The organism is Pseudomonas sp. FG13 (assembly GCF_057809755.1).
In genome coordinates, this window is sequence record NZ_JBMDKO010000008.1 from 104,922 (window position 1) to 127,897 (window position 22,976).

20 protein-coding genes are annotated in these 22,976 nt (G+C 60.8%); 9 read left to right on the plus strand and 11 right to left on the minus strand.

Annotated features, from left to right (window positions below; translation table 11 throughout):
• Positions 1–107: 107 nt before the first annotated feature.
• From ACODTO_RS10355 to ACODTO_RS10365, 3 genes are all read right to left on the minus strand, one after another.
• Positions 108–2,459, minus strand: coding sequence for an FdhF/YdeP family oxidoreductase (locus ACODTO_RS10355; protein ID WP_139646291.1), 2,352 nt, complete (start codon positions 2,457–2,459; stop codon positions 108–110).
• Positions 2,456–3,295 carry a formate dehydrogenase accessory sulfurtransferase FdhD gene (fdhD, locus tag ACODTO_RS10360; protein ID WP_139646293.1) on the minus strand — a complete coding sequence of 280 codons (840 nt, stop codon included), beginning with the start codon at positions 3,293–3,295 and terminating at the stop codon, positions 2,456–2,458. The genes ACODTO_RS10355 and fdhD overlap by 4 nt, the downstream gene beginning before the upstream one ends.
• 92 nt (positions 3,296–3,387) lie before the next feature.
• Entirely contained in the window at positions 3,388–4,275 is an 888-nt protein-coding gene (locus ACODTO_RS10365) for a LysR family transcriptional regulator (RefSeq protein WP_139646295.1), read from the minus strand.
• 136 nt (positions 4,276–4,411) lie between these two features.
• Here ACODTO_RS10365 and lysM point away from each other — a divergent pair, with 136 nt between their 5' ends.
• A complete protein-coding gene (lysM, locus tag ACODTO_RS10370) occupies positions 4,412–4,861 on the plus strand; it encodes a peptidoglycan-binding protein LysM (RefSeq protein WP_139646297.1) in 450 nt (149 codons plus the stop codon).
• Positions 4,862–4,973: 112 nt separating this feature from the next.
• On the opposite strand, the gene yrfG is transcribed toward lysM, so the two are convergent.
• Positions 4,974–5,636, minus strand: coding sequence for a GMP/IMP nucleotidase (yrfG, locus tag ACODTO_RS10375; protein ID WP_139646299.1), 663 nt, complete (start codon positions 5,634–5,636; stop codon positions 4,974–4,976).
• An 88-nt stretch (positions 5,637–5,724) separates the two neighbouring features.
• Here yrfG and nudE point away from each other — a divergent pair, with 88 nt between their 5' ends.
• Together nudE and cysQ are read left to right on the plus strand one after the other, a co-directional pair.
• Complete coding sequence (gene nudE / locus ACODTO_RS10380; protein WP_139646301.1) at positions 5,725–6,291, plus strand: ADP compounds hydrolase NudE; 567 nt, start codon at positions 5,725–5,727, stop codon at positions 6,289–6,291.
• Complete coding sequence (gene cysQ / locus ACODTO_RS10385; RefSeq protein WP_464710148.1) at positions 6,288–7,115, plus strand: 3'(2'),5'-bisphosphate nucleotidase CysQ; 828 nt, start codon at positions 6,288–6,290, stop codon at positions 7,113–7,115. The genes nudE and cysQ overlap by 4 nt, the downstream gene beginning before the upstream one ends.
• 126 nt (positions 7,116–7,241) lie before the next feature.
• On the opposite strand, the gene ACODTO_RS10390 is transcribed toward cysQ, so the two are convergent.
• The 7 genes from ACODTO_RS10390 to rfbB form a co-directional block, all read right to left on the minus strand.
• A complete protein-coding gene (locus ACODTO_RS10390) occupies positions 7,242–7,697 on the minus strand; it encodes a YiiD C-terminal domain-containing protein (protein WP_041024609.1) in 456 nt (151 codons plus the stop codon).
• 37 nt (positions 7,698–7,734) lie between these two features.
• On the minus strand, positions 7,735–9,126 hold the full coding sequence (locus ACODTO_RS10395) for a sigma-54-dependent transcriptional regulator (RefSeq protein ID WP_464710149.1): 1,392 nt from the start codon (positions 9,124–9,126) through the stop codon (positions 7,735–7,737).
• The gene (locus ACODTO_RS10400) at positions 9,123–10,931 is read right to left on the minus strand and encodes a sensor histidine kinase (RefSeq protein WP_139646307.1); all 1,809 of its coding nucleotides are present in this window, start codon (positions 10,929–10,931) and stop codon (positions 9,123–9,125) included. The genes ACODTO_RS10395 and ACODTO_RS10400 overlap by 4 nt, the downstream gene beginning before the upstream one ends.
• A 195-nt stretch (positions 10,932–11,126) precedes the next feature.
• Entirely contained in the window at positions 11,127–12,008 is an 882-nt protein-coding gene (gene rfbD / locus ACODTO_RS10405) for a dTDP-4-dehydrorhamnose reductase (RefSeq protein WP_489106384.1), read from the minus strand.
• Complete coding sequence (gene rfbC, locus ACODTO_RS10410; protein ID WP_175361943.1) at positions 12,005–12,550, minus strand: dTDP-4-dehydrorhamnose 3,5-epimerase; 546 nt, start codon at positions 12,548–12,550, stop codon at positions 12,005–12,007. Before rfbC ends, rfbD begins: the two co-directional genes overlap by 4 nt.
• Positions 12,547–13,422, minus strand: coding sequence for a glucose-1-phosphate thymidylyltransferase RfbA (rfbA, locus tag ACODTO_RS10415; protein ID WP_139646315.1), 876 nt, complete (start codon positions 13,420–13,422; stop codon positions 12,547–12,549). The genes rfbC and rfbA overlap by 4 nt, the downstream gene beginning before the upstream one ends.
• Positions 13,419–14,501 (minus strand): dTDP-glucose 4,6-dehydratase, encoded by a 1,083-nt coding sequence (rfbB, locus tag ACODTO_RS10420; RefSeq protein ID WP_175384573.1) that lies wholly within the window; start codon positions 14,499–14,501, stop codon positions 13,419–13,421. Before rfbB ends, rfbA begins: the two co-directional genes overlap by 4 nt.
• Before the next feature lie 257 nt (positions 14,502–14,758).
• Between rfbB and ACODTO_RS10425 the strand changes: the two genes are divergently transcribed.
• From ACODTO_RS10425 to ACODTO_RS10450, 6 genes are all read left to right on the plus strand, one after another.
• On the plus strand, positions 14,759–17,671 hold the full coding sequence (locus ACODTO_RS10425; RefSeq protein ID WP_139646319.1) for an aminotransferase: 2,913 nt from the start codon (positions 14,759–14,761) through the stop codon (positions 17,669–17,671).
• A gap of 263 nt (positions 17,672–17,934) precedes the next feature.
• Entirely contained in the window at positions 17,935–18,813 is an 879-nt protein-coding gene (gene aguB / locus ACODTO_RS10430) for an N-carbamoylputrescine amidase (RefSeq protein ID WP_139646321.1), read from the plus strand.
• Positions 18,814–18,816: 3 nt separating this feature from the next.
• Positions 18,817–19,923 (plus strand): agmatine deiminase, encoded by a 1,107-nt coding sequence (gene aguA / locus ACODTO_RS10435; RefSeq protein ID WP_139646323.1) that lies wholly within the window; start codon positions 18,817–18,819, stop codon positions 19,921–19,923.
• A gap of 243 nt (positions 19,924–20,166) precedes the next feature.
• Positions 20,167–20,367 (plus strand): hypothetical protein, encoded by a 201-nt coding sequence (locus ACODTO_RS10440; protein ID WP_041021061.1) that lies wholly within the window; start codon positions 20,167–20,169, stop codon positions 20,365–20,367.
• Between the two features lie 287 nt (positions 20,368–20,654).
• Positions 20,655–21,329, plus strand: a complete 675-nt coding sequence (locus ACODTO_RS10445; RefSeq protein ID WP_489106385.1) for a DsbA family protein — start codon at positions 20,655–20,657, stop codon at positions 21,327–21,329.
• A gap of 240 nt (positions 21,330–21,569) precedes the next feature.
• Entirely contained in the window at positions 21,570–22,856 is a 1,287-nt protein-coding gene (locus ACODTO_RS10450) for an OprD family porin (protein WP_489106386.1), read from the plus strand.
• Positions 22,857–22,976 lie beyond the last annotated feature (120 nt).

The following is a 22,976-nucleotide window of genomic DNA, read 5'->3' on the forward strand; positions in this document are numbered from 1 at the left end:
TTGTTTTTCCGTCGGAACTTAATGTATTTGCACCGGTCTGTAACTACTTCAGACAGGCCGTTTTCTATGGAAAACGGCCTTTTTTGTGGGCGGATGAAAAGAAGGGGTCAGGCCGACTTGGCCAGGATCAATCCATTCTCGCTTGCCGCTTCCAGGCGGATCGCCACGAACTTCGAGGTTGGCGTGTCGCTGTCGTCGCCAGTGCTTTCCAGCGGTACCAATGGATTCACCTCAGGGTAGTAGGCGGCCGCTTGCCCGGCAGGGATGTCGAATGCCAGCAAGGTAAAACCCTTGACCCGCCGCTCACGACCGTCATCCCAGAGCGAGACGATATCGGCCTTCTGTCCTGGCTTGAAGCCCAGGCGAATGATGTCGGCTTCATTGACGAACAGCACGTCACGCTGGCCTTTCACGCCACGATAACGGTCATTGAGGCCGTAGATGGTGGTGTTGTACTGGTCGTGGGAGCGCATGGACTGCAGGATCAGGTCCGGCACCTGACCGGTTGCACGGGTGCGCTCATGCACCAGATCCGCCGGCAATCGGTTGGGCTTGAAGTTGGCGCGGCCCGACGGGGTATTCCAGCGACGTGCGCTGGCGCTGTTGCCCAGGTAGAAGCCGCCGGGGTTGTGCAGCTTCTCGTTGAAATCCCGGAAGCCTGGAATGGTGTCGGCGATCAGGTCGCGGATGCGGCTGTAGTCGGCCACCAGCCAGCTCCAGTCCACCGGGTGGCCACCACCCAGGGTGGCGGCGGCCATGCCGGCAATGATCCAGGGCTCGGAACGCATCTGGTTCGACAGGGGTTCCAATTGCCCGTTGGAGGCGTGGACCATGCTGAAAGAGTCTTCCACGGTAACCGCTTGCGAGCCGGCGGCTTGCCGGTCGATGTCGGTGCGACCCAGGCACGGCAGGATCAAGGCTTCCTTCCCGTGGGCCAGGTGGCTGCGGTTGAGCTTGGTGCTGATCTGTACGGTCAGGTCGCAGTTGCTCAAGGCCTGGAAAGTCCGGTGACTGTCCGGGGTGGCCTGGGCGAAGTTGCCGCCCAGACCGATGAACACTTTCGCCCGGCCGTCGGCCATGGCGTGGATTGCCTCGACCACGTTGTGACCATCCTCCCGTGGCACCTTGAACTGGAAGCGTCGCTCCAAGGCGTCGAGGAACGCTGCCGGTGGGCGCTCATTGATACCCATGGTCCGGTCGCCCTGCACGTTGCTGTGGCCCCGAACCGGGCACAGGCCAGCGCCCGGCCGGCCGATGTTGCCGCGCAGCATCATCAGGTTGGCAATTTCCTGGATGGTTGCCACCGAGTGGCGATGTTGGGTGATGCCCATCGCCCAGCACATGATCACGTTCTTGCTGTTGGCGTACATGCGCGCCGCCTGCTCGATCTCCACCAGGGCCAGGCCCGACTGTTCGACGATCTGCTCCCACGAGGTATCGTCGACCACCGCCAGATAGTCCAGTACGTTGATGCTGTGCTCGTTGAGGAATGCGTGGTCGAACACGGCGGGAGCGCCGGTGTTTTGCGCTTCGCGTTCCCATTGCAGCAGGAATTTCGCCATGCCGCGCAAGATGGCCATGTCGCCGCCCAGGGCTGGTCGGAAAAACGCGGTGTTGGTGGGCTTGTTGCCGTTGGTGAGCATCTCGAACGGGTTCTGCGGATGCTGGAAACGCTCCAGGCCACGCTCCTTGAGTGGGTTGATGCACACCACCTGGGCACCGCGCTTCACTGCTTCGCGCAGCGGTTCGAGCATCCTGGGGTGGTTGGTCCCCGGGTTCTGACCCCAGACGAAAATCGCATCGGAGTGCTCGAAGTCGTCGAAGGTCACCGTGCCTTTGCCCACGCCGACGCTCTGGGACAGCGCCACACCGCTGGCTTCGTGGCACATGTTCGAGCAGTCAGGGAAGTTGTTGGTGCCGAAAGCGCGCACGAACAATTGGTACAGGTACGCCGCTTCATTGCTGGCCCGGCCGGAGGTGTAGAACTCGGCCTGGTTCGGGCTGGACAGCCCCTGCAAGTGCTTGGCGATGAGGGCAAACGCCGCTTCCCAGCTGATGGGCTTGTAGCGATCGGTTTCGGCGTCGTAGCTCATCGGCTCCGTCAGGCGGCCCTGGTATTCGAGCCAGTAGTCGCTCTGCTCCAGCAGTGAAGTAACGCTGTGCCGGGCGAAAAATGCCTCATCGACACGGCGTTTGGTGGCTTCCCAGTTCACGGCCTTGGCGCCGTTCTCGCAGAACTTGACCATGCCGCTTTCCGGCGAGTCGCCCCAGGCACAGCCCGGGCAGTCGAAGCCGCCGTTCTGGTTGGTCTTGAGCATCATGCGGATGTTTTTCAGCGCGTTATCGCTGGTCAGCCAGGCCTGGGTAACGCTGATCAGCGCGCCCCAACCACCGGCCGGGCCTTTGTAGGGCTTATAGCGCGGTACGGGTTTCTGGTCGGCTTGTTGATGCTTGCTCACGCGTGTTTCTCCATCGCAGGGCTGTAGACCCGCGGCGCACTTTTTTGCGGCAGGTGGATGAGATTGAGGTTGTGTTTACGGGCCCACTGCACGGCAAGCCCGGTGGGCGACGACAGGCTTACCAGCGTCTGGATGCCGGCCCGCAACACCTTCTGGATCAGTTCGAGGCTGCAGCGACTGGTGACGATCGCCACGCCATCGACCACCGGAATCTGTTGCCGGACCAAGGCGCCGATCAGTTTGTCGAGAGCGTTGTGGCGGCCGATGTCTTCGCGGCCCAGTAGCAATTCGCCTTGGCCATTCATGAACAGCGCGGCATGGACGGCGCCGCAGTGCTGGCCCAGGGGCTGGAATTGGCCAATGCGCTGGCGCAGGCCATCGAGCCATTGCGCGGGTGGCAGCGGTGCGCCGGGCAATACTTTCAGGTCCGGCAACGCTTGCTCCACGGCTTCCACGCCGCAGAGGCCGCAACCACTGGTACCGGCCAGTTGCCGACGTTGTTGCTTGAGGTTCCAGAAGGCGCGGTTGGCGATGGTGACCTGGGCATATTGTGCCGAGCCGGTGCCGCTCAGTTGCAGGTCATAGATGTCCGACGGGTTCTCGATGATGCCGCTGCCCAGGCTGAAACCGATGATGAAATCCTCAAGATCGGTTGGGGTGACCAGCATGACGGCCTGACTGATGCCGTTATAGGCGATCGCCAGCGCCACTTCCTCGGCCAGCGCTGTGCTGTCCGTTTGGGAGTGATCCAGACTGCAGTAGTGATAGCTCTGGCTGGCGCTGGGCGCGGGCGTTTGCGCGGCGGGCACCGGACAGGCCGGAGGCTTGGCTTTCATGGCATCACCGACGATTCGAATAGTGATAAGACTAAATGCGGCAATCTGCCACGTCTAATCGCTATTACCGATCTATCGATAGATGACGTCGATCAAGATGTAACTGTTGATTTCTGATAGAGCGCGAAGCAGGCTTCCGCCAGCGCCGAGCGCGGGGCGCCGCGGCGCATGATGAGCCCCAGCGGAACCAGGGTTTGCGCATCGACGATGGGTTGCATGCGCAGGTCTTCGGTCAGCACGTCCAGGCCGCTGTTCAGCGGCATCACCGCGCAACACAGCCCTCCGTGTACGGCTTGCAGGAGCTGGTGCACCGCGTCGGTTTGCAACACCGGACGGGGTGCGAGGCCGCGGATGTGGAAGTTGTGATCGATGGACTGGCGAAAATGCATGCCGCTGGTGAGCATGCCCAAGGGCAACTCGATCAGTGCTTGCCAGGTCAGTGGTTGTTCACCGAAAAAGAAATAGCGCTGGTCGTAGAGCAGGCCCATGCGGGTAGGACTGAACGACAGGGATTCGAAGCGTTCATTGTCCAGGCGTTCGAGATAGGAAACGCCCAGGTCGATGCGGTTGTTTGCCAGTTGTTCGAGGATCTGTTCGGAGCTCAGGGACGATAGTTCGAAATGCAGATCCGGGTGCTCGGCGTGCAGGCGTTGCATCATTGACAATGGGTCGAAGTCGGACAGCGGCACCACGCCCAGGCGCAAGGTGCCGACCAGATTGCCACGGCAGGCTGCCGCTTCGGCCTGCAAGCCGTCATAAGCCGCCAGAACCGTGCGCGCCCAGGCCAGCACCCGTTCCCCTGGCGCGGTGAAGCCCTCGAAGCGTTGGCCGCGATTGACCAGCGGCAGGTCAAGTTCCTCTTCGAGGCTGCGCAGGCGCATCGACAAGGTGGGTTGGGTGATGTGACAGCGTGCGGCGGCTTGGCCGAAGTGGCGGGTTTCGTCCAGCGCGATGAGAAATTTCAGCTGCTTGATGTCCATCTTCGCTCCAGGGCGCGGGGAGATTCGAATTCTAGCGCTTGCGCGTGGCGTGGTCATTGGTCGGCCGGAAACGAGGTTCGTCTCGTTCGGGTCTAGGCTGTTACGTCTGGACATTCAAACCCAGGGAGAGAATACGATGAGCCTTTTCAGTTTTTTCAAAGATGCCGGTGAAAAAATTCTCGATGCGTTGACGCCCGACAAGGCCCAGGCCAATGGTGAGGCGCTGACCCGGCACGTGCAGGACGCGCTGACAGGCATTGATACTTCGAAGATCCAGGTGAAGGTCGAGGGCGAAAAAGTCGTAGCCACGGGTGAAGCCGCGAGTCAGGAAGAGAAGGAAAAGATCCTGTTGGCGTTGGGTAATGTGGCCGGTATCAGCGGTGTCGATGACCAGATCACGGTAACCGGTCCGGTCGCGAAGGAGGCCAGATTCGTGATGGTCGAAAAAGGCGACACCTTGAGTGCGATTGCCAAGCGTGTCTATGGCGATGCGAACAAGTACATGAAAATCTTCGAGGCCAACAAACCGATGCTCAAGAACCCGGACAGGATCTATCCGGGGCAGTCGTTGCGCATTCCTGAGTAGATCCAGGACCGTATAGCCCCCTATTGCGAGCAGGCTCGCTCCCACCACGGGGATCGCTGGAAACCGAGGATCCATTGTGGGAGCGAGCCTGCTCGCGATGGCGGCACCGGATTCAAAGCCCGGCAGTAAGATCCCGATAGTCCCTCAGCGCCTCGAACTCCCCCGTATCCTTCGGTCCCTTGCGGCTGTCCGGTTCGCTGACAGCCAGCAGGTGTGCCACGCCGAAATCCCGGGCACTGCGCAATACCGGCAAGGTGTCGTCGATGAACAGGCTGCGAGCCGGATCGAAGTCCAGGTCGGCTTTCAGTGCGTCCCAGAATTGCGGGTTTTCCTTGGGGAAGCCGTAGTCGTGGGAGCTGATCAAGCGCTCGAAATAAGGGGCAAGCTCGATGCGTTCCAGCTTCAGTGACAACGAGTCGCGGTGGGCATTGGTGATCATTACCACGCGCTTGCCAGCTCGCTGGATCGCCGCCAGGAAGGTATCGGCATCCGGGCGCAAGGCGATCAGGTGCGCGGTTTCCAGTTTCAGTTCGCGCACCGGTAGCTTCAGCTCTGTGCTCCAGAAATCCAGGCAGTACCATTGCAACTGGCCGGCGTTGCGTTCGAACAGCGGTTGCAGTTCCATCTCGGCCATGGCCCGGCTCACGCCATGCAGTTCGGCGTAGCGTTGGGGCAGGTGTTCCATCCAGAAATGGTTGTCGTAATGCAGGTCCAGCAAGGTGCCGTCCATGTCCAGCAGCACCGTGTCGATCTCGTGCCAGGGCAGCAAGGCCATAAAACTTCTCCAGCGGTAATCGGATATCCGCCATAAACAATCAGAATAGGCCGGGTATAGTAGCCTGCTATCGCCCAGGGAGCCGTTTATGCGCCAGAAACCCACCATACTTGATCGACGGATCGTCGCCACCAGCCGCCTGTTTTGCGTGGAGGAGTTGAAGCTGCGTTTTTCCAATGGCGTGGAGCGCACCTACGAGCGTCTGGCGGGCAAGGGCCCGGGTTATGGCGCGGTGATGATCGTGGCGATGCTCGATGCCGATCACGCGGTGTTGGTGGAAGAGTATTGCGGCGGTACCGACGCTTACGAGCTGTCGCTGCCCAAGGGCCTGGTCGAGCCGGGCGAGGACGTGCTGGCGGCGGCCGAGCGGGAGCTCAAGGAAGAGGCCGGTTTTGGCGCGCGTCAATTGGAGCTCCTGACCGAGCTGTCGTTGTCTCCCGGCTACATGAGCCAGAAAATCCAAGTGGTGCTGGCGACGGATCTGTACGAGGAACGACTGGAAGGTGACGAGCCTGAGCCGATGCGTGTGGACAAGGTCAACCTGCGCGAACTGTCATCCCTGGCGCAAAACCCCCAATTTACCGAGGGCCGGGCCTTGGCGGCGTTGTACCTGGCCCGTGACCTGCTGACCCTGCGCGGAGCGTTCCTGGCATGAATTACCCCCATCCCCTGATGGCCCCGGTGGTCGAACTGGCGCTCAAGGCTGGCGAGGCAATCCTGCCTTTCTGGCGAGCCAACGTGCAAGTTGTCCACAAGGCTGACGAGTCGCCTGTCACCGCCGCGGACATGGCCGCTCACGATGTCATCGTGGCCGGGCTGGCGGCCCTGGCCCCGGAGATCCCGATCCTTTCCGAAGAGGACGCCAATATCCCCCAGGCTGTGCGCGCCGGTTGGCAACGCTGGTGGTTGGTGGATCCGCTGGATGGGACCAAGGAGTTCATTTCCGGTAGCGAGGAGTTCACCGTCAACATTGCGTTGATCGAACGGGGACATGTGGTGTTTGGCGTGGTATCGATGCCCACCAACGATCGCTTCTACGTCGGCGGCGCGGGTTTGGGTGCCTGGCGTGGCGACAAGGGCGCCGCGCCTGTGCCGGTAGGGGTGCGTAACGTGCCGGCGCCGGGCGAAGCGTTCACCGTGGTCGCCAGTCGCCGTCATACCAGCCCGGAACAGGAGCGTCTCCTGAGCGGTTTGAGCCAGAGCCTGGGGGAGTTGCAGCTCACCAGCATTGGCAGTTCATTGAAGTTCTGCCTGTTGGCCGAAGGCTCGGCGGATTGCTATCCGCGGCTGGCGCCGACGTCCCAGTGGGACACCGCCGCGGCCCAGGGTGTGTTGGAAGGCGCTGGCGGCGAGGTGTTGGACTTGAGCGGCGAGCGGTTCTGTTATCCGCCGCGGGAATCGCTGCTGAATGCGTCGTTCCTGGCGTTGCCGGCGAAGGCCGCGTGGCGTGAACAATTGCTGGCGCTCGCCCGTTCCTGAGTCTGTGGGAGCAAAGCTTGCTCGCGAAACGAACGCCCCGATACCCGAAAGACCGCATCGTTCCTATCGCGGGCAAGCCTTGCTCCCACAGAGATCCCCTCGCCACAGAGGTTTGTGACAGCCCGGTCAGCGGTGCAACACGTACTGCCCCTCAAAGCGCACCGCCGCCTCTTCGCTGCCCTCATTTACCACCCGCGTTTGCAGGGTCAACCGCGCCCGTCCATAGCGCTGATAGGTGGCCAGGAAGCGTTTCCAGACCTTCTCCTCAGGCGCGTCGCAGAGCACCGCCGCGTCGCGGGTGACCGGCAACGGATAGCTGATCTGCCCTTCCTGGATCACGATATGCCCGTCCTCGATGCCTTCGTCGCGCAGGGCCAGGTGCAGCCAGCCCCAGCCGCCGAGCACGGCGCCGCAATACAGGCTGCCGCCGAACATGGTGCTTTTGTGGTTGACGTTGGCCTCCAGCGGCAGGAACAGGCGCAGTTGTCGGGCCTGCCAATCGAGCACCTTGAGACCCATGTCACGGGTCAACGGGATGTCGTGGTGCAGAATCGATTCCAGGTAACGGCTGTCGCGGTTCATTGCGGGGCCTCTTGCTTGAAGGGAGGACAACGATAACTCAATCGGACTCATCGGCTGCGCCAGCGCTGCTGTCGCCGAAGGTCAGCCCATGCTTGCGCAGCTTGTCGTGCAGGGTCTTGCGCGGAATGCCCAGGGCTTCGGCGAGGCTGCGTACCGAGCTGTGGGGACGGGCCAGCTCGGCGGCGATCAGGGTCCTCTCGAAGTTCTCGACCTGTTCGCTCAAGCCGCCGCTGATCACTTCCACTGGTGTGCCGGCCGCGCCATCCGGCGCGCCGTTGTCCAGGGCCAGTTCAAGACCCAGGGCAAAGCGTTCGGCGGCGTTCTGCAATTCCCGGACGTTGCCCGGCCAGTTGTGGCGCAACAGCAGCGCCCGTTGCGCCGGCTGCAGTTCATGGGGTGGCAGACCATGGCGGGCACTGGCTTCGTCGGCGAAGTGCTGGAACAGCATCAACGCATCCTCACCCCGTTCGCGCAACGGCGGTATGCGCAACGGTGCCACGTTCAGGCGGTAATACAAGTCGGCGCGAAAGCGCCCCTGGTCGGCCGCCTGGCGCAGGTCTTCCTTGGTCGCGGCGATGACACGGATGTCCAGCGGAATCTGTTGATTGCCCCCCAGGCGCTCCACCACGCGTTCTTGCAGCAACCGCAGCAGTTTGACCTGGACGTCCAGACTCATGCTTTCGATTTCATCGAGGAACAGCGTGCCACCATTGGCGAACTCGAACTTGCCGATGCGACGTTTCTGCGCGCCGGTGAAGGCTCCGGGCTCGTGGCCGAACAGTTCGCTTTCCACCACCGATTCGGCCAGGGCCCCGGCGTTGATCGCCACGAACGGGCCGTTGCGCCGGCTCGAAAGGTCATGCAGCGCACGGGCCACCACTTCCTTGCCGGCGCCGGTTTCACCGAGGATCAGCACGTCGGCGCGGGTCGCCGCCAATGCGCCGATCTGCTCGCGCAGTCGCAGCATCGGCGTTGACTGGCCGACCAGGCGGGCGCTGAGCTCATGACGGTCACTGAGGGCCAGGCGCAGGCTGCGGTTGTCCAGCACCAGGCGGCGCAGGGCCAGGGCCCGGCGCACGCTATCGAGCAGATGATCGCTGGCGAAAGGTTTTTCCAGGAAATCATAGGCGCCGGCGCGCATGGCCTGGACTGCCAGCGGCACATCGCCGTGACCGGTGATCAGCAGCACGGGCAGTTCCGGGTCCTGGGCGTGGAGTTGATTCAGCAGTTCGAGACCGTCGATGCCCGGCATACGAATGTCGCTGACCACCACACCCGGCCAGTCACGGGGCAGTTGTCCGGCAAGGCCCTTGGCCTCGGCCAGGGACAGGATGTTCAGGCCGGCCAGGTCGAGGGTCTGGCTCAGGGCCTGACGCAGGTGGGGATCGTCGTCGATCAGCACCACCTCAATCCGGTTATCGATGGTCATACGCTACGGTCCTCGGACGGTTGCAAGCTTACCCCAGGCGCGCCGGCGCGCAGTTTGAGGGTGATCAGGGCGCCGCCCTCCTTGTGATTGGCGAACGACAGTTCGCCACCGAAGGCGCGCATCAGGGTGTCGCAGATCGCCAGGCCCAGCCCCAGGCCCTGGGTCCGGGTCTTGGTGGTATAGAAAGGCTCGCCGGCACGGCCCAAAGCTTCCATGCAAAAACCCGGGCCGTTATCGCGAATGTACAGGTTGACGCCGTTTTCTGTGGCTTGGGCACTGAGCCAGAGTCTACGCGGAGGCCCTTTTTCGGTCAGGGCGTCGAGGGCATTGGCCAGCAGGTTGCCGAGCACCTGGCGCAAGCGGGTTTCTCCGGCCTCGACCCACAGCGTGGCTGCCGGCAAGTCGCGGATCAGCTCCACTTCCATGCTGCGCCGACGCTTGGCGAGCAGCGCCAGGGCATCGTCCAGGGCCGGTTGCAGGGCAACGCTTTCCGGCGCGTGGCGGTCGCGGCGGGCGAAGGCCCGCAGGTGAGCGATGATCGACGCCATGCGCCCGGTCAGTTCATTGATCAGTTTGAGGTTGCCCCTGGCGTCCTCGGTGCGCTGGTGGTCGAGCAGTATCTCGGCGTTTTCCGCGTAGCTGCGGATCGCTGCCAGCGGCTGGTTGAGTTCATGGCTGATACTGGCCGACATAGTGCCCAATGCCGACAGCTTGCCGGCCTGCACCAGGTCATCCTGGGCGCGAACCAGTTCCTGTTGCGCCTGCTCGCGCTCCAGGACTTCCTGTTTCAGCCGCCGGTTCAGGCCTTCCAGATCGCTGGTACGCTCGGCCACTCGACCTTCCAGCTCGTGACGCGCCTTGCCTTCGAAGGCGATCCGGTCCAGGTAATGCCGCCGGCGTTGCATCATCAAGCCGAGCAACAGCATCAAGACCAGCAACGCCGCACCGCCGGTGGCGACGACGGTGCGCACAGGGCGGTCGATCAGGGTACGTGGAGCGAGGATGCTCACGCTCCATCCCGTTTCTTCGATGGTCTGGGTCTGGGTGAGCCAGGCCTGTGGATCCAGGTTCAGCGGTTTCGGGTCACGGGTCGGGTAGGGTTGCACGGCGCTGATTGCGTTGTGTTCCTCGTCGCTTAACGGGCGGGTCGAGCGGAATCGCCATTCCTGCCGTGACGTCAGGATGACCACCCCGTTGTGATCGGTCACCAGCAACTGTTCCGGGGTTTTGCCCCACAGGCTTTCGGTGTGGTCCAGGTCGACCTTGACCACCAGCACACCGATGACGCGGTCGCGCTCGCGCACGGCGGCGGCGAAGAAATAGCCGCGCTTGGCCGACGTGGTGCCCAGGCCGAAGAAGCGCCCCAGGCGTCCGGCCATGGCTTCGATGTAATACGGCCGGAAGGCGAAATTGCGCCCGACGAAACTGTCGTGTTTGTCCCAGTTCGAGGCCGCCAGCGTCTTGCCGGTGGCGTCCATCAGGTACATCACCTCGGCGCCGGTCTGGGTGCTGATTTTTTTCAGGAGCTGGTTGGCATTGCTTTGGGTGAACTCATCGTCCGGGGCCAACAACGTCGCACGCAGGGCCGGCAGGTCACCGAGAATCTGCGGCAAGACTTCATAGCGGTGCAGCGTGCCCAGCAGGTTGGCGACGTAAAGGTCCAGGGTCTGGCGATTCTGCCCGGCCAGCTCGCTGCGGTAATAGCGCTCGGCCAGATGCTCCAGCGGCCATAGCAATGGGGCCAGGCACAGGGCGAGCAAGGCCAGGCTGCGCCAACGGGGTCTGCGGGGAAGGGTGGAGTTCATGAGCGTGCGCCTGTAGGAACAAGCGCATTATGCCTAGTGTCCTGTCTCGGAAATACGTTCTTTTTTGGCGAGTGGCTTGGGTGTTCGGCCAAGGCGCCGCGACGAGTCATAGCAGGGCTATGGCGAGGAGTGGCAACGCCGGCCGGGCACCCAAGACGCCGCCAAAAATGAACAGCTTATTTCCGAGACCGGACACTAGTGTCGCTCGGCAAGACACTGCTGCAACGCGCTTCGCCAGTCGGGTTGGCTCACTCCCCATTCCCGTAACAGGCGTGTGCAATCCAGACGCGAGTTCAGTGGGCGTGGGGCGGGCGTCGGGTACGCGCTGGACGGGATGGCCTCGAGCACCGAACAAGGCTTGTGCTGCTCGACCAACCGTTCGCCGATGGCCTGGGCAAAGCCGAACCAGGACGTCTCGCCCTGGGCCGTCAGGTGATAGGTGCCCCAGGTGCCGCACCGGCCGGCCTGCCAATGCTCGATGAGCTTGGCGGTACTGTCGGCGATGGTTCCAGCCCACGTCGGTGCGCCGATCTGGTCGGCTACTACTCGCAGGTGTGGTTTTTCCTGGAGCAGGCGCTGCATGGTCAGGAGGAAGTTGCGACCTTCCATGGAGTACACCCAACTGGTGCGCAATATCAGGTGCTGCCCGTCGGCTTGGCGAATGGCATCCTCGCCGGCCAGTTTGCTGCGCCCATAGACGCTCAGCGGGTTGGGTGTGTCGTCCTCTGTATAGGGCGCCGGTTTGCGGCCGTCGAAGACATAATCGGTGGAATAGTGGATCAGCGGGGCGCCCAGGTCGTTTGCTGCGAGGGCCAGGATCCCCGGTGCAGTGGCGTTGATGGCAAAGGCCAGTTCCGGCTCGCTCTCGGCCTGGTCGACGGCCGTGTGGGCAGCGGCGTTGATGATCAGGTTGGGGCGCAGGGCACCGATGTGGGAGCGCAGTTGATCGGGGCGTGCCAGGTCGAGCTGATCGCTTCCGCGCACAATCAGCTCGCCGGTGTCGGCCAGACGCGACTGGAGTGCCCGGGACACCTGGCCGTTCTTGCCGATAATCAGGATTCGCAAGGACTCACTCATGGGAACAGGTCGGCTTCATGCAGGAACTTGCCGTTCTGGTCCTTGGGCGACAGGGTGGGTGGATCCGCCAGTTCCCAGTCGATGGCCAGATCTGGATCGTCCCACCGGATGCAGCGTTCGGCCGAAGGCGCATAGTAGTCCGTGGTTTTATAGAGAAAATCCGCTGACTCGCTCAGGACCACAAAACCATGGGCGAAGCCTGGCGGAACCCACAACTGCCGCTGATTCTGTGCCGACAGGTGCACGCTTTCCCACTGGCCGAACGTGGGCGAGCTGCGGCGAATGTCCACCGCCACGTCCAACACCTCGCCAGCGATGACACGCACGAGTTTTCCCTGGGCCTGTTCGATCTGATAATGCAGGCCGCGCAGCACGCCTTTGGTCGAGCGCGAATGGTTGTCCTGGACGAACTGCAGGTCACAGCCAGTGGCCTCGGCGAACGCCCGGGCATTGAAGCTTTCGTAGAAAAAGCCACGGTCGTCACCGAAGACTTTCGGCTCGATGATCAGGACCTCCGGCAACCGGGTGGCAATGACGTTCAACGGGGTTCTCCAGCGATTTTGAACAAGTACTGGCCGTAACCGGTCTTGCCGAAGTACTCGGCACGCTCAAGTATGTGCTCGCGGCTGACCCAGCCCTGTTGGTAGGCAATTTCTTCCAGACAAGCTACTTTCAGGCCTTGGCGATGTTCGATGGTCTGCACGTATTGCGAGGCTTCCAGCAGGCTGTCGTGGGTGCCGGTGTCCAGCCAGGCGAAACCGCGACCGAATCGCTCGACATGCAGGTCGCCGCGTTGCAGATAGGCGTTGTTGACGTCGGTGATTTCCAATTCGCCGCGTTTGGAGGGCTTTATCGCCTTGGCGATCTGGATCACGTCGTTATCGTAGAAATACAAGCCAGTGACCGCATAACTGGATTTTGGCTCGGCAGGTTTTTCTTCAATGGAAAGGGCGTGGCCTTCAGCGTCGAAGTCGATCACGCCAAAACGCTCCGGATCCTTGACCCAGTAGCCGAATACGGTCGCACCCTGCTGTCGATTGACAGCGGTCTGCAATTGTTCACCGAAGTACTGCCCATGGAAAATGTTGTCACCCAGGATCAGGCACACCGGATCGCTGCCAATGAACTGTTCGCCGATCAGGAATGCCTGCGCCAGGCCATCGGGTGAGGGCTGTTCGGCGTAACTGATCTGCACGCCGAATTGGCTGCCGTCGCCCAGCAGATTGCGATATTGCGGCAGATCTTGTGGGGTGGAGATCACCAGGATGTCCTTGATACCCGCAAGCATCAGTACCGAGATCGGGTAGTAGATCATCGGTTTGTCGTAAACCGGCAGCAGTTGCTTGGAAACCCCGAGGGTAATCGGGTGCAGTCGTGTGCCGGAGCCACCGGCGAGAACAATACCCTTCATCATGCGATCGATTCCTTTTCGTCGAGCGAGCCGAGGCGCTCGCCCTGGTAGCTGCCGTCCTGGACACGTCGGCACCATTGGAGGTTCTCAAGGTACCACTGCACGGTTTTGCGCAGGCCCGTGTCGAAGGTTTCCCTGGGCGTCCAGCCCAGTTCCCGTTCGATCTTGCCGGCATCGATGGCATAGCGCAGGTCGTGGCCGGGACGGTCCCTGACGAAGGTGATCAGGTCGACATAGCGCCCGATCCCTGCGGGCTTGTCGGGCGCCAGCTCTTCGAGCAGCGCGCAGATGTTGCGCACGACGTCGATGTTCTTTTGTTCGTTGTGGCCGCCAATATTGTAGGTTTCGCCGACCACGCCTTCGGTGACGACTTTCAGCAGTGCCCGGGCATGGTCTTCGACATACAGCCAATCCCGCACCTGTTGTCCGTCGCCGTACACCGGCAATGGTTTACCGGCCAAAGCGTTGAGGATCACCAGCGGAATCAGCTTCTCAGGGAAGTGGAACGGCCCATAGTTGTTTGAGCAATTGGTCAGCAGCACGGGTAAGCCGTAGGTGCGCTGCCAGGCACGGACCAGATGGTCGGACGCCGCCTTGCTGGCGGAATAAGGGGAGCTGGGTGCATACGGGGTGGTTTCGGTGAACAGGTCATCTACGCCGTGCAGGTCACCGTACACCTCGTCGGTGGAGATATGGTGGAAACGAAATGCCTGTTTCTGCGGTTCAGGCAGGGTCTGCCAATAGGCACGGGTAGCTTCCAGAAGGCTGTAGGTGCCCACGATATTGGTCTGGATGAAGTCCGCCGGGCCATCAATGGAACGGTCCACATGAGACTCTGCAGCCAGATGCATGATTGCATCGGGCTTGAACCGCGCCAGCACTGCACTCACGGTGGCTTGATCGACGATATCGGCCTGCACGAACTCATAACGACTGGAGTGATCGACGCTGTTCAGCGATTCGAGATTGCCAGCGTACGTCAGCTTATCGAGGTTCAGGATCTGGTGTTCGGTATCAAGGATCAAATGCCGTACGAGGGCCGAGCCGATGAAGCCGGCACCGCCAGTGATGAGAATGCGCATCCGGTTAAGCCTTTTTTCCATGAGACGACAAAATATGGAGCATAGCTTGTCGACATGCGGATGACGGCGCAAGTGGGATATCTCAAGCGGTGTCCCCGAATCTGGAGGTCAAGCCAGGATTGAGGTAACTGGCCTAAAAGTATCCGTCAGTCTGCAAGAAAGGTGCGTACGCCTCTCTTCCAACAAAGAGGGGTTGCTTATTCTTCAACTCAATGGCGTGATAGGTGTTCAATAAAAACCACATCAGGGGTCGTTGTATGCCGCTCGCTACGTTGGTTCACCGTGCCAGTTTGCCAAGCCCACAGATCAGCGCCGAGCAGGCGTTGGTGCTGCTGCGCTTGAACTACGGACTCAGCGGCGACCTGCGACCCCTCGGCAGCCAGCAGGACCTCAACTACCGCGTCGACAGCGAGCGCGGGCGATTTGTGTTGAAAATTTGCCATGGCGACTACGCCGTCCAGGAGCTCCAGGCCCAACATGCGGCTCTCAGGCAATTGGCCAATCACGGCACGGTAAAAGTGCCACGGGTGATTGTGGCCAATAACGGCCAGGATCTGTTGACGCTCGACGTCGACGGACAGGCGGTCCATGTCCGGCTGCTGGAGTACATCGACGGGCAGCCCCTGACCCAACTCAAGCATCTGGGGCAGGAGCTGGTGAGCGGCCTGGGGCGCTTGTGTGCGGAAATCGATCTGGCCTTGGCCACGTTCGATCATCCGGGCCTGGAGCGCACCCTGCAATGGGACGCCCGCCATGCCAATGCGCTGATCGGCCATCTGCTGCCGGTCATCCAGGACGATCAACGGCGTGGTCTGATCGCCGAGGTTGCGCAACAGGCCGAACGACGCCTGCATCCGCTCAAGGCCCACCTGCCGGTGCAAGCGATCCACATGGACCTGACCGATGACAATGTCGTCTGGCAGCGCGATGCCCAGCGCCAGTGGCAATTGCAAGGCGTCATCGATTTCGGCGACCTGATCCGCACCTGGCGCATCACCGAGTTGGCGGTGACGTGTGCGGCGTTGCTTCACCACGCCAATGGCGATCCGTTCTTCATCCTGCCGGCGATCCAGGCTTATCACGGGACGAACCCGTTGCAGCGTGAAGAGCTGCTGGCGCTCTGGCCGCTGATTGTGGCGCGTGCCGCCGTGCTGGTGCTCAGTGGCGAACAACAGGTTTCCATCGATCCGGACAACGCGTACAGCCGTGCCAACCTGGAGCATGAATGGGAAATCTTCCGGGTTGCCCACTCGGTGCCGTTCGAACTGATGGAAGCGGCAATCCTGAGCGCCGTTGGCCAGAATCTGCCACCGATTGTCAGTGAAGGCTTTGTACCGCTGTTGCCGACCCTGGTGGGCCGTGAGTTCGCGCTGATCGACCTGGGCGTGCTGAGCCCGCATTTCGAGGCCGGTAACTGGGAGCAGCCGGGTATCGATCAGCGTCTGTTGAGCGAAGCTGCCACCGTTCACGGATTGGCCGCCAGCCGTTACGGCCAGTATCGGTTGTCGCGCACCCGGCCGGACAGCGCGGTGGAGCCTGATACCTGCGCGCTGCATGTGGAACTGCATGTACCTCGCGACACGCCGCTCGAGTCGCCGTTCGCCGGGGTGTTGCACAAGACGGCTGATGGCATGCTGCAACTGGACAGTTCTCAGTTGAGCATACGGCTTTGGGGTGTGGCATCGCCGCTGCATTCCGGGGCCGCACTGGTCAAGGGACAGGTCTTGGGCGAAGTGGTTGGTCCGTTGCGGGTGCAGTTATGCCGAGGCGCGCACTTGAACCCGCCGCTGTTCTGCACGCCGTCCGCAGCCCCGGCCTGGCAGGCGTTGTGCCCTTCACCGGCGGTATTGCTCGGGCTGGCTTGCGACGCAGAGGAGGAAGTCGACGCCAAGGCGTTGTTGGCCCGTCGCGATGCCAGCTTCGCCCGTACCCAGAAACACTACTACGTCGACCCGCCGCGCATCGAGCGTGGCTGGCGCAACCACCTGATCGACATGCAAGGGCGCTCCTACCTCGACATGCTCAATAACGTCGCGGTATTGGGGCACGGCCACCCACGCATGGCGGCCGTGGCTGCCCGGCAGTGGTCGCTGCTCAATACCAACTCCCGTTTTCACTACGCGGCGATTGCCGAGTTTTCCGAACGGTTATTGTCACTGGCGCCGTCAAACATGGATCGGGTGTTCCTGGTCAACAGCGGCACCGAGGCCAACGACCTGGCGATCCGCCTGGCCTGGGCCTACAGCGGCGGGCGGGACATGCTCAGTGTGCTAGAGGCCTACCATGGCTGGTCGGTGGCGGCGGACGCGGTCTCGACGTCCATCGCCGACAACCCCAAGGCCCTGAGCAGCCGTCCGGACTGGGTGCACCCGGTGACCGCTCCCAACACTTATCGCGGTGAATTCCGTGGTCCCGACAGTGCGCCGGACTACGTGCGCAGTGTCGAACACAACCTGGCAAAAATTGCCGAGCAAAAACGCCAACTCGCCGGTTTCATCTGCGAGCCGGTGTACGGCAACGCTGGCGGTATTGCGTTGCCACCTGGCTATTTGAAGCAGGTCTATGGGCTGGTGCGCGAACGGGGCGGCGTGTGCATCGCTGACGAGGTGCAGGTCGGCTACGGGCGCATGGGCGAGTTTTTCTGGGGCTTCGAAGAGCAAGGCGTGGTGCCGGATATCATTACCATGGCTAAGGGCATGGGGAATGGGCAGCCGCTGGGGGCTGTCATCACCCGCCGGGAAATCGCCGAGGCGTTGGAAGCCGAAGGTTATTTCTTCTCGTCGTCCGGTGGCAGCCCGGTCAGCTGTCAGATCGGCATTGCCGTGCTGGATGTCATGAAGGAAGAAGGGCTGTGGGAAAATGCCCGAGTGGTGGGCGGTCACTTCAAGGCACGGCTGCAAGCCCTGATGGACCGATACCCATTGGTCGGCGCGGTGCATGGGTCCGGGTTCTATCTGGGCCTGGAACTGATCCGCAACCGCGAAACCCTGGAGCCTGCGACCGAAGAGACCGCGACGCTGTGCAATCGCCTTCGGGAGCTGGGTATCTTCATGCAACCCACCGGTGATTACCTGAACATCCTCAAGATCAAGCCACCGATGGTCACGACCCGTCAGAGTGTGGATTTCTTCGTCGATATGTTGGAGAAGGTCCTGGACGAAGGACTCTGAACCGAGGCTGATGCTCCAAAGCAGGAGCCTGCTCGCGATGCCGGATGGAAAGTCGCATCGCAAGCAGGCTAGTTCCTCCAGACTGATCGCGAGTATTTTCCGATTTTTATCGGCGATAATCGCGATTTTTTTTCGTCTATATGTTTTTCAAGCTTTTAAGTTCGATTTTTATCGGCTATAAAGTCTTCGTGCCGAAGCCATGGTCGCTTCTTGCTCGCCGTTATCCTCTTTGTCATCCGCTGCACATCGCCCGGAGATGATTCATGAGCCGTATCGTTACCGTTGCCGCCACTCAGATGGCCTGTTCCTGGGACCTTGAAGCCAACATCGAGACCGCTGAAAATCGGGTTCGCGAGGCCGCAGCCAAAGGCGCCCAGATCATCCTGATCCAGGAATTGTTCGAGACTCCGTACTTCTGCCAGAAGACGAACCCGGATTACCTGCTGCTGGCGACCTCGGTTGAAGAGAACGTAGCCATCAAGCATTTCCAGAAGCTGGCGAAAGAGCTGCAGGTTGTGCTGCCGATCAGCTTCTTCGAACTGGCCGGACGTGCGCGTTTCAATAGCATTGCAATCATCGACGCCGATGGGCGGAACCTGGGTGTGTACCGCAAGAGTCACATTCCGGACGGTCCCGGCTACCATGAGAAGTATTACTTCAACCCGGGGGATACCGGCTTCAAGGTCTGGAATACCCGTTATGCGAAGATAGGCGTAGGCATTTGCTGGGACCAATGGTTTCCCGAATGTGCCCGCAGCATGGCGCTGCTGGGTGCGGAAATACTGTTCTATCCGACGGCCATCGGCAGCGAGCCGCACGACAAGACCATTTCGTCCCGTGATCACTGGCAGCGTGTGCAACAAGGCCATGCCGGCGCCAACCTGATGCCGCTGGTGGCCAGCAACCGCATCGGCAATGAAGAACAGGACGGTTACGACATCACCTTCTACGGCTCGTCGTTCATTGCCAATCAGTTCGGCGAAAAAGTCCAGGAACTGAACGAAACCGAAGAAGGTGTATTGGTGCACAGCTTCGATCTCGACGAGTTGGAGCGTATTCGCAGTGCCTGGGGCACTTTCCGGGATCGTCGTCCGAACCTGTACGGACCGATCAAAACCCTCGATGGCTCACTGGAGTCCTGATTCATGACAACGTTGCACAGCACTCCCCGCGCGGATGGTTTCTACATGCCTGCCGAGTGGGCAACCCAGACCCAGGCCTGGATGATCTGGCCGGAGCGCCCGGACAACTGGCGCCTGGGCGGCAAGCCCGCGCAGGCTGCCCACGTAGCGGTCGCCAAGGCCATTGCCCGTTTCGAACCGGTGACCGTGGCGGTGTCTGCGGCTCAATACGAAAACGCCCGGGCGCGCCTCGATGTACCGAATATCCGCCTGGTGGAAATGTCCAGCGACGACGCCTGGGTCCGGGATACCGGCCCGACGTTCGTCATCAATGACAACGGCGAAGTACGCGGTGTCGACTGGGATTTCAACGCCTGGGGCGGATTTGACGGCGGCCTGTATTCACCGTGGAATCGGGATTCGCAAGTCGCCAGCAAGATCCTTGAAATCGAGCGCAGCCCGCGTTACCGCACTGAAGGTTTCGTGCTCGAGGGTGGTTCCATCCACGTCGATGGCGAAGGCACCGTGATCACTACCGAGGAATGCCTGCTCAATCGCAACCGTAACCCGCACTTGAGTCGCGAAGAAATCGAGGCCGTGCTCAGCGCCCAATTGGCGGTGGACAAAGTCATCTGGTTGCCGGATGGCCTGTTCAATGACGAAACCGACGGCCATGTGGACAACTTCTGCTGCTACGTGCGTCCTGGCGAAGTGTTGCTCGCCTGGACCGACGATCCACAGGATCCGAATTACGCACGCTGTCACGCCGCGATGGATGTGTTGCAAAACAGCACCGACGCCCAGGGCCGCTCTTTCATGGTGCACAAAATGCCGATTCCGGGGCCGTTGTATGCCACCGAAGCAGAATGCGCCGGTGTGGATGCGGTGGAAGGTTCCCAGGAGCGCAATCCGAGCGTGCGACTGGCCGGATCCTACGTCAACTTCCTGATCGTCAATGGCGGCATCATCGCGCCAAGCTTCGACGATCCGCTGGATGCTACAGCCAGGGAGATTCTGCAGAACCTGTTTCCACAGCACGAAGTGGTTATGGTTCCGGGTCGTGAACTGTTACTGGGGGGTGGGAATATCCATTGCCTTACTCAACAGCAACCGGCGCCGTACACAAAATGAGTGGCGATGTAACAGCAAGGTGACGTTGGTTACAGCGGCCTTGCATGACGGTTTTTGGATCCAACCAAGCAAGCCCGCAGCCCGATTGGGGTGCGGGCTTTTTTGCGTCTGTTTATTAGCGGTGCCGGATACATTGGCATAGCTCTTGTATCTGCATCCCGGCAGTCCGGAGTGCGGAGCTGCGTTGTTTTGTAATAAACCTTGGATAAATTGGCCGCTCATCAACCAGGAGAGGGCGCTGGAATGAATATGATAAGCGAGCGCACATGCCATCCCTTGGCCGTTAATGGTGAGTCGCTTCAAGCCTTGGCGCAGTGGTTGAAATCCAATGGAACGCGTCAGATCAGAGAACCTGATCCGCGTCGGCTGATCATGGAGCGCTACCCCGCTGGGTTGTTCAGCGAGGCGGAGTTGGAAGCGTTGTGGGATGTCATGCAAGGATAAGAATTCGACGGATTGATAGAAAGCGCTGGCCGGGATGGCAGCGCTTTTTTTATGTGCACGAACCAGAGACTGAAACAGCCCCTGTGGGAGCGAGCCTGCTCGCGATGGCGGTGTACCGGCTGGCATCGGGGTAACTGATCCATCGCTATCGCGAGCAGGCTCACTCCCACAGGGGACACGGGATTTGACCGATTCACGAAACAGACTGAAAGCCATTTCGACATTTTTCCGCGAGGTCCTCGAGGGTACGCTGCCGTTATTCAGTCCTGACGGCGAGCGGAGTTTCCATGACCACCCTTCATTACATCTACGACCCGCTCTGCGGCTGGTGCTATGGCGCCAAGCCGCTGGTGCAGGCCGCCCGTGCGGTGCTGCCGGTGATCGCCCATGGCGGCGGCATGATGACCGGTGCCAATCGCCAACCGGTCTCACCCCAATTGCGCAATTACGTGATGCCCCATGACCGGCGGATCGCCGAATACACCGGCCAGCCGTTTGGTGAGGCCTATTTCGAGGGATTGCTGCGGGACGAACGTGCGGTGTTCGACTCGGCGCCACCCATCGCAGCGATTCTCGCTGCCGAGCAACTGGGTGGACGGGGGTTGGACCTGTTGGAGCGCTTGCAAACCGCACATTACGTTGAAGGCCGCAGAATTGCCGATGAAACGGTGCTGCTGGAACTGGCCCAGGCTATCGGACTTGAATCCAAGGCATTACAGTCGGTTTTCACCGTGGTTGATGTGGAGGCTCATATCAAGGCCAGCCGTGCCTTGCTGGCCCAGGTCGGTGGCCAGGGCTTCCCGACCTTGGTCTTGCAACAGGATGGACAGTTCACGCGTGTGGACATTGGTCCTTGGCTTGGCAAACCCGAGGCATTCGCCGAGTGGTTGAATCTGTCCTTGCCGACGCAGGCCTCTTCTCCGACCCCGGTCTGCAGCCTGGATGGATGTTCGGGGTCTTAGACGTTTTTCGCCTGATTACAGACGATTAACGAAATTGACACATTCTTGAAGGCACGGCTAGGATTCGTCCCACGCCTGTGGCTAACAGCCATGACTCTTAAATAATAAAAAGGCCCGACACGATCTTTCGTGGGCGGGCCTTTTCATTATTTCAGGGGCAAGAGTCCGAAAAAGAGTGCAAAAAGCGCCATTTCGGCTGCCGGTCGCAGTGCGTATCAACCCATTACAAGGAAAACAATTATGTTGAACACGCGCATCGGTTTGATCGCACTGGGGATTTTGAGCACGACACACGCCATGGCCAGCGACCAGTCTGAGTCCAAGGGATTTGTTGAGGACAGCAGCCTGAAAGTGCTGTTGCGCAACGCGTATATCAACCGTGACTACAAAGACGGCAACAAGGACAAGGCCGAATGGGGCCAGGCGGCCATCGGTACGTTCTCGTCCGGCTTCACCCAAGGTACTGTCGGTGTGGGGGTGGACGGCTTTGGCCTGTACGCATTGCGTCTAGATGGTGGCAAAGGCCGCAGCGGTGCGGGCGGCATCGACTTCTTCAAGCAAGGCGATAGCGGTAACGCGGCGGATGATCTGTCCAAGTTCGGTGCAGCAGTGAAGTTCCGCGTCTCCAACACGGTGTTGGCCTATGGTGACCAGATGCCGGCCTTGCCGGTGTTGAGTTATGACAACTCGCGGCTGCTGCCGGAAAGCTATACCGGCACGCTGATCACATCCAAAGAGATCAAGGGCCTGGAACTGAATGCCGGCCGTTTCACCGCTGAATCGCGCAAGAGCGCCGAAGGCCGTGACAGCGGTGGGTTGAAGTCGATCAACGTATTGGGCGGCAGCTATCAGTTCACCGAGCAGTTCAAGGCTTCGCTCTACGCCTCGGATGTCGAAGATGTGCTGAAGAAGCAATACGTCAACGCCAATTATGTATTCCCACTGGCCAAGGATCAGTCCCTGACACTGGACTTCAACGGCTACCGCACGAAGCTGGACAACGACTACGTTCGTGAAAACAACGTCACTGGCGACGACAACAAGATCTGGAGTCTGGCCGCCACCTTCGCCACCGGGCCGCACAGCTTCACGCTCGCTCATCAGCGCAGCACCGGCGACAGCGACCTGGGCTATGCCTACGGTGGCTATCAGCGTGAACAGAATCGGGTGGGGGACGGTGGCAACACGATCTACCTGGCCAACTCCTACTGGTCCGACTTCAATGCTGAAGACGAACGCAGCTGGCAACTGGGCTACGGCCTGGATTTCACCACCTTCGGCGTCCCAGGCCTGACCTATAACGTCGCTTACGTGCGTGGCGATAACATCACCACCTCCACCAGCGAAGGTGGCACCGAGCGCGAGATCTTCAACCAGCTCAAATATGTGGTCCAGAACGGCCCGGCCAAGGATCTTAGCGTGAGGTTGCGCAGTTCTGTCCTGCGTGTTTCGCAGAAGTCCAGCGAGTACAACGTCAGCGGCAACGAGCTGCGAGTGTTTGTGGATTACCCGATCAACGTTTTCTGATGCCTGATCGCGTTACCTGAACCAGAAAAAACCTCGAATCAGATTCGAGGTTTTTTTGGCTTCCGGTGCCAGAATATTGCTGTAATCGACTGTTTTCCCGATAAAAAGTCGTACTAATGG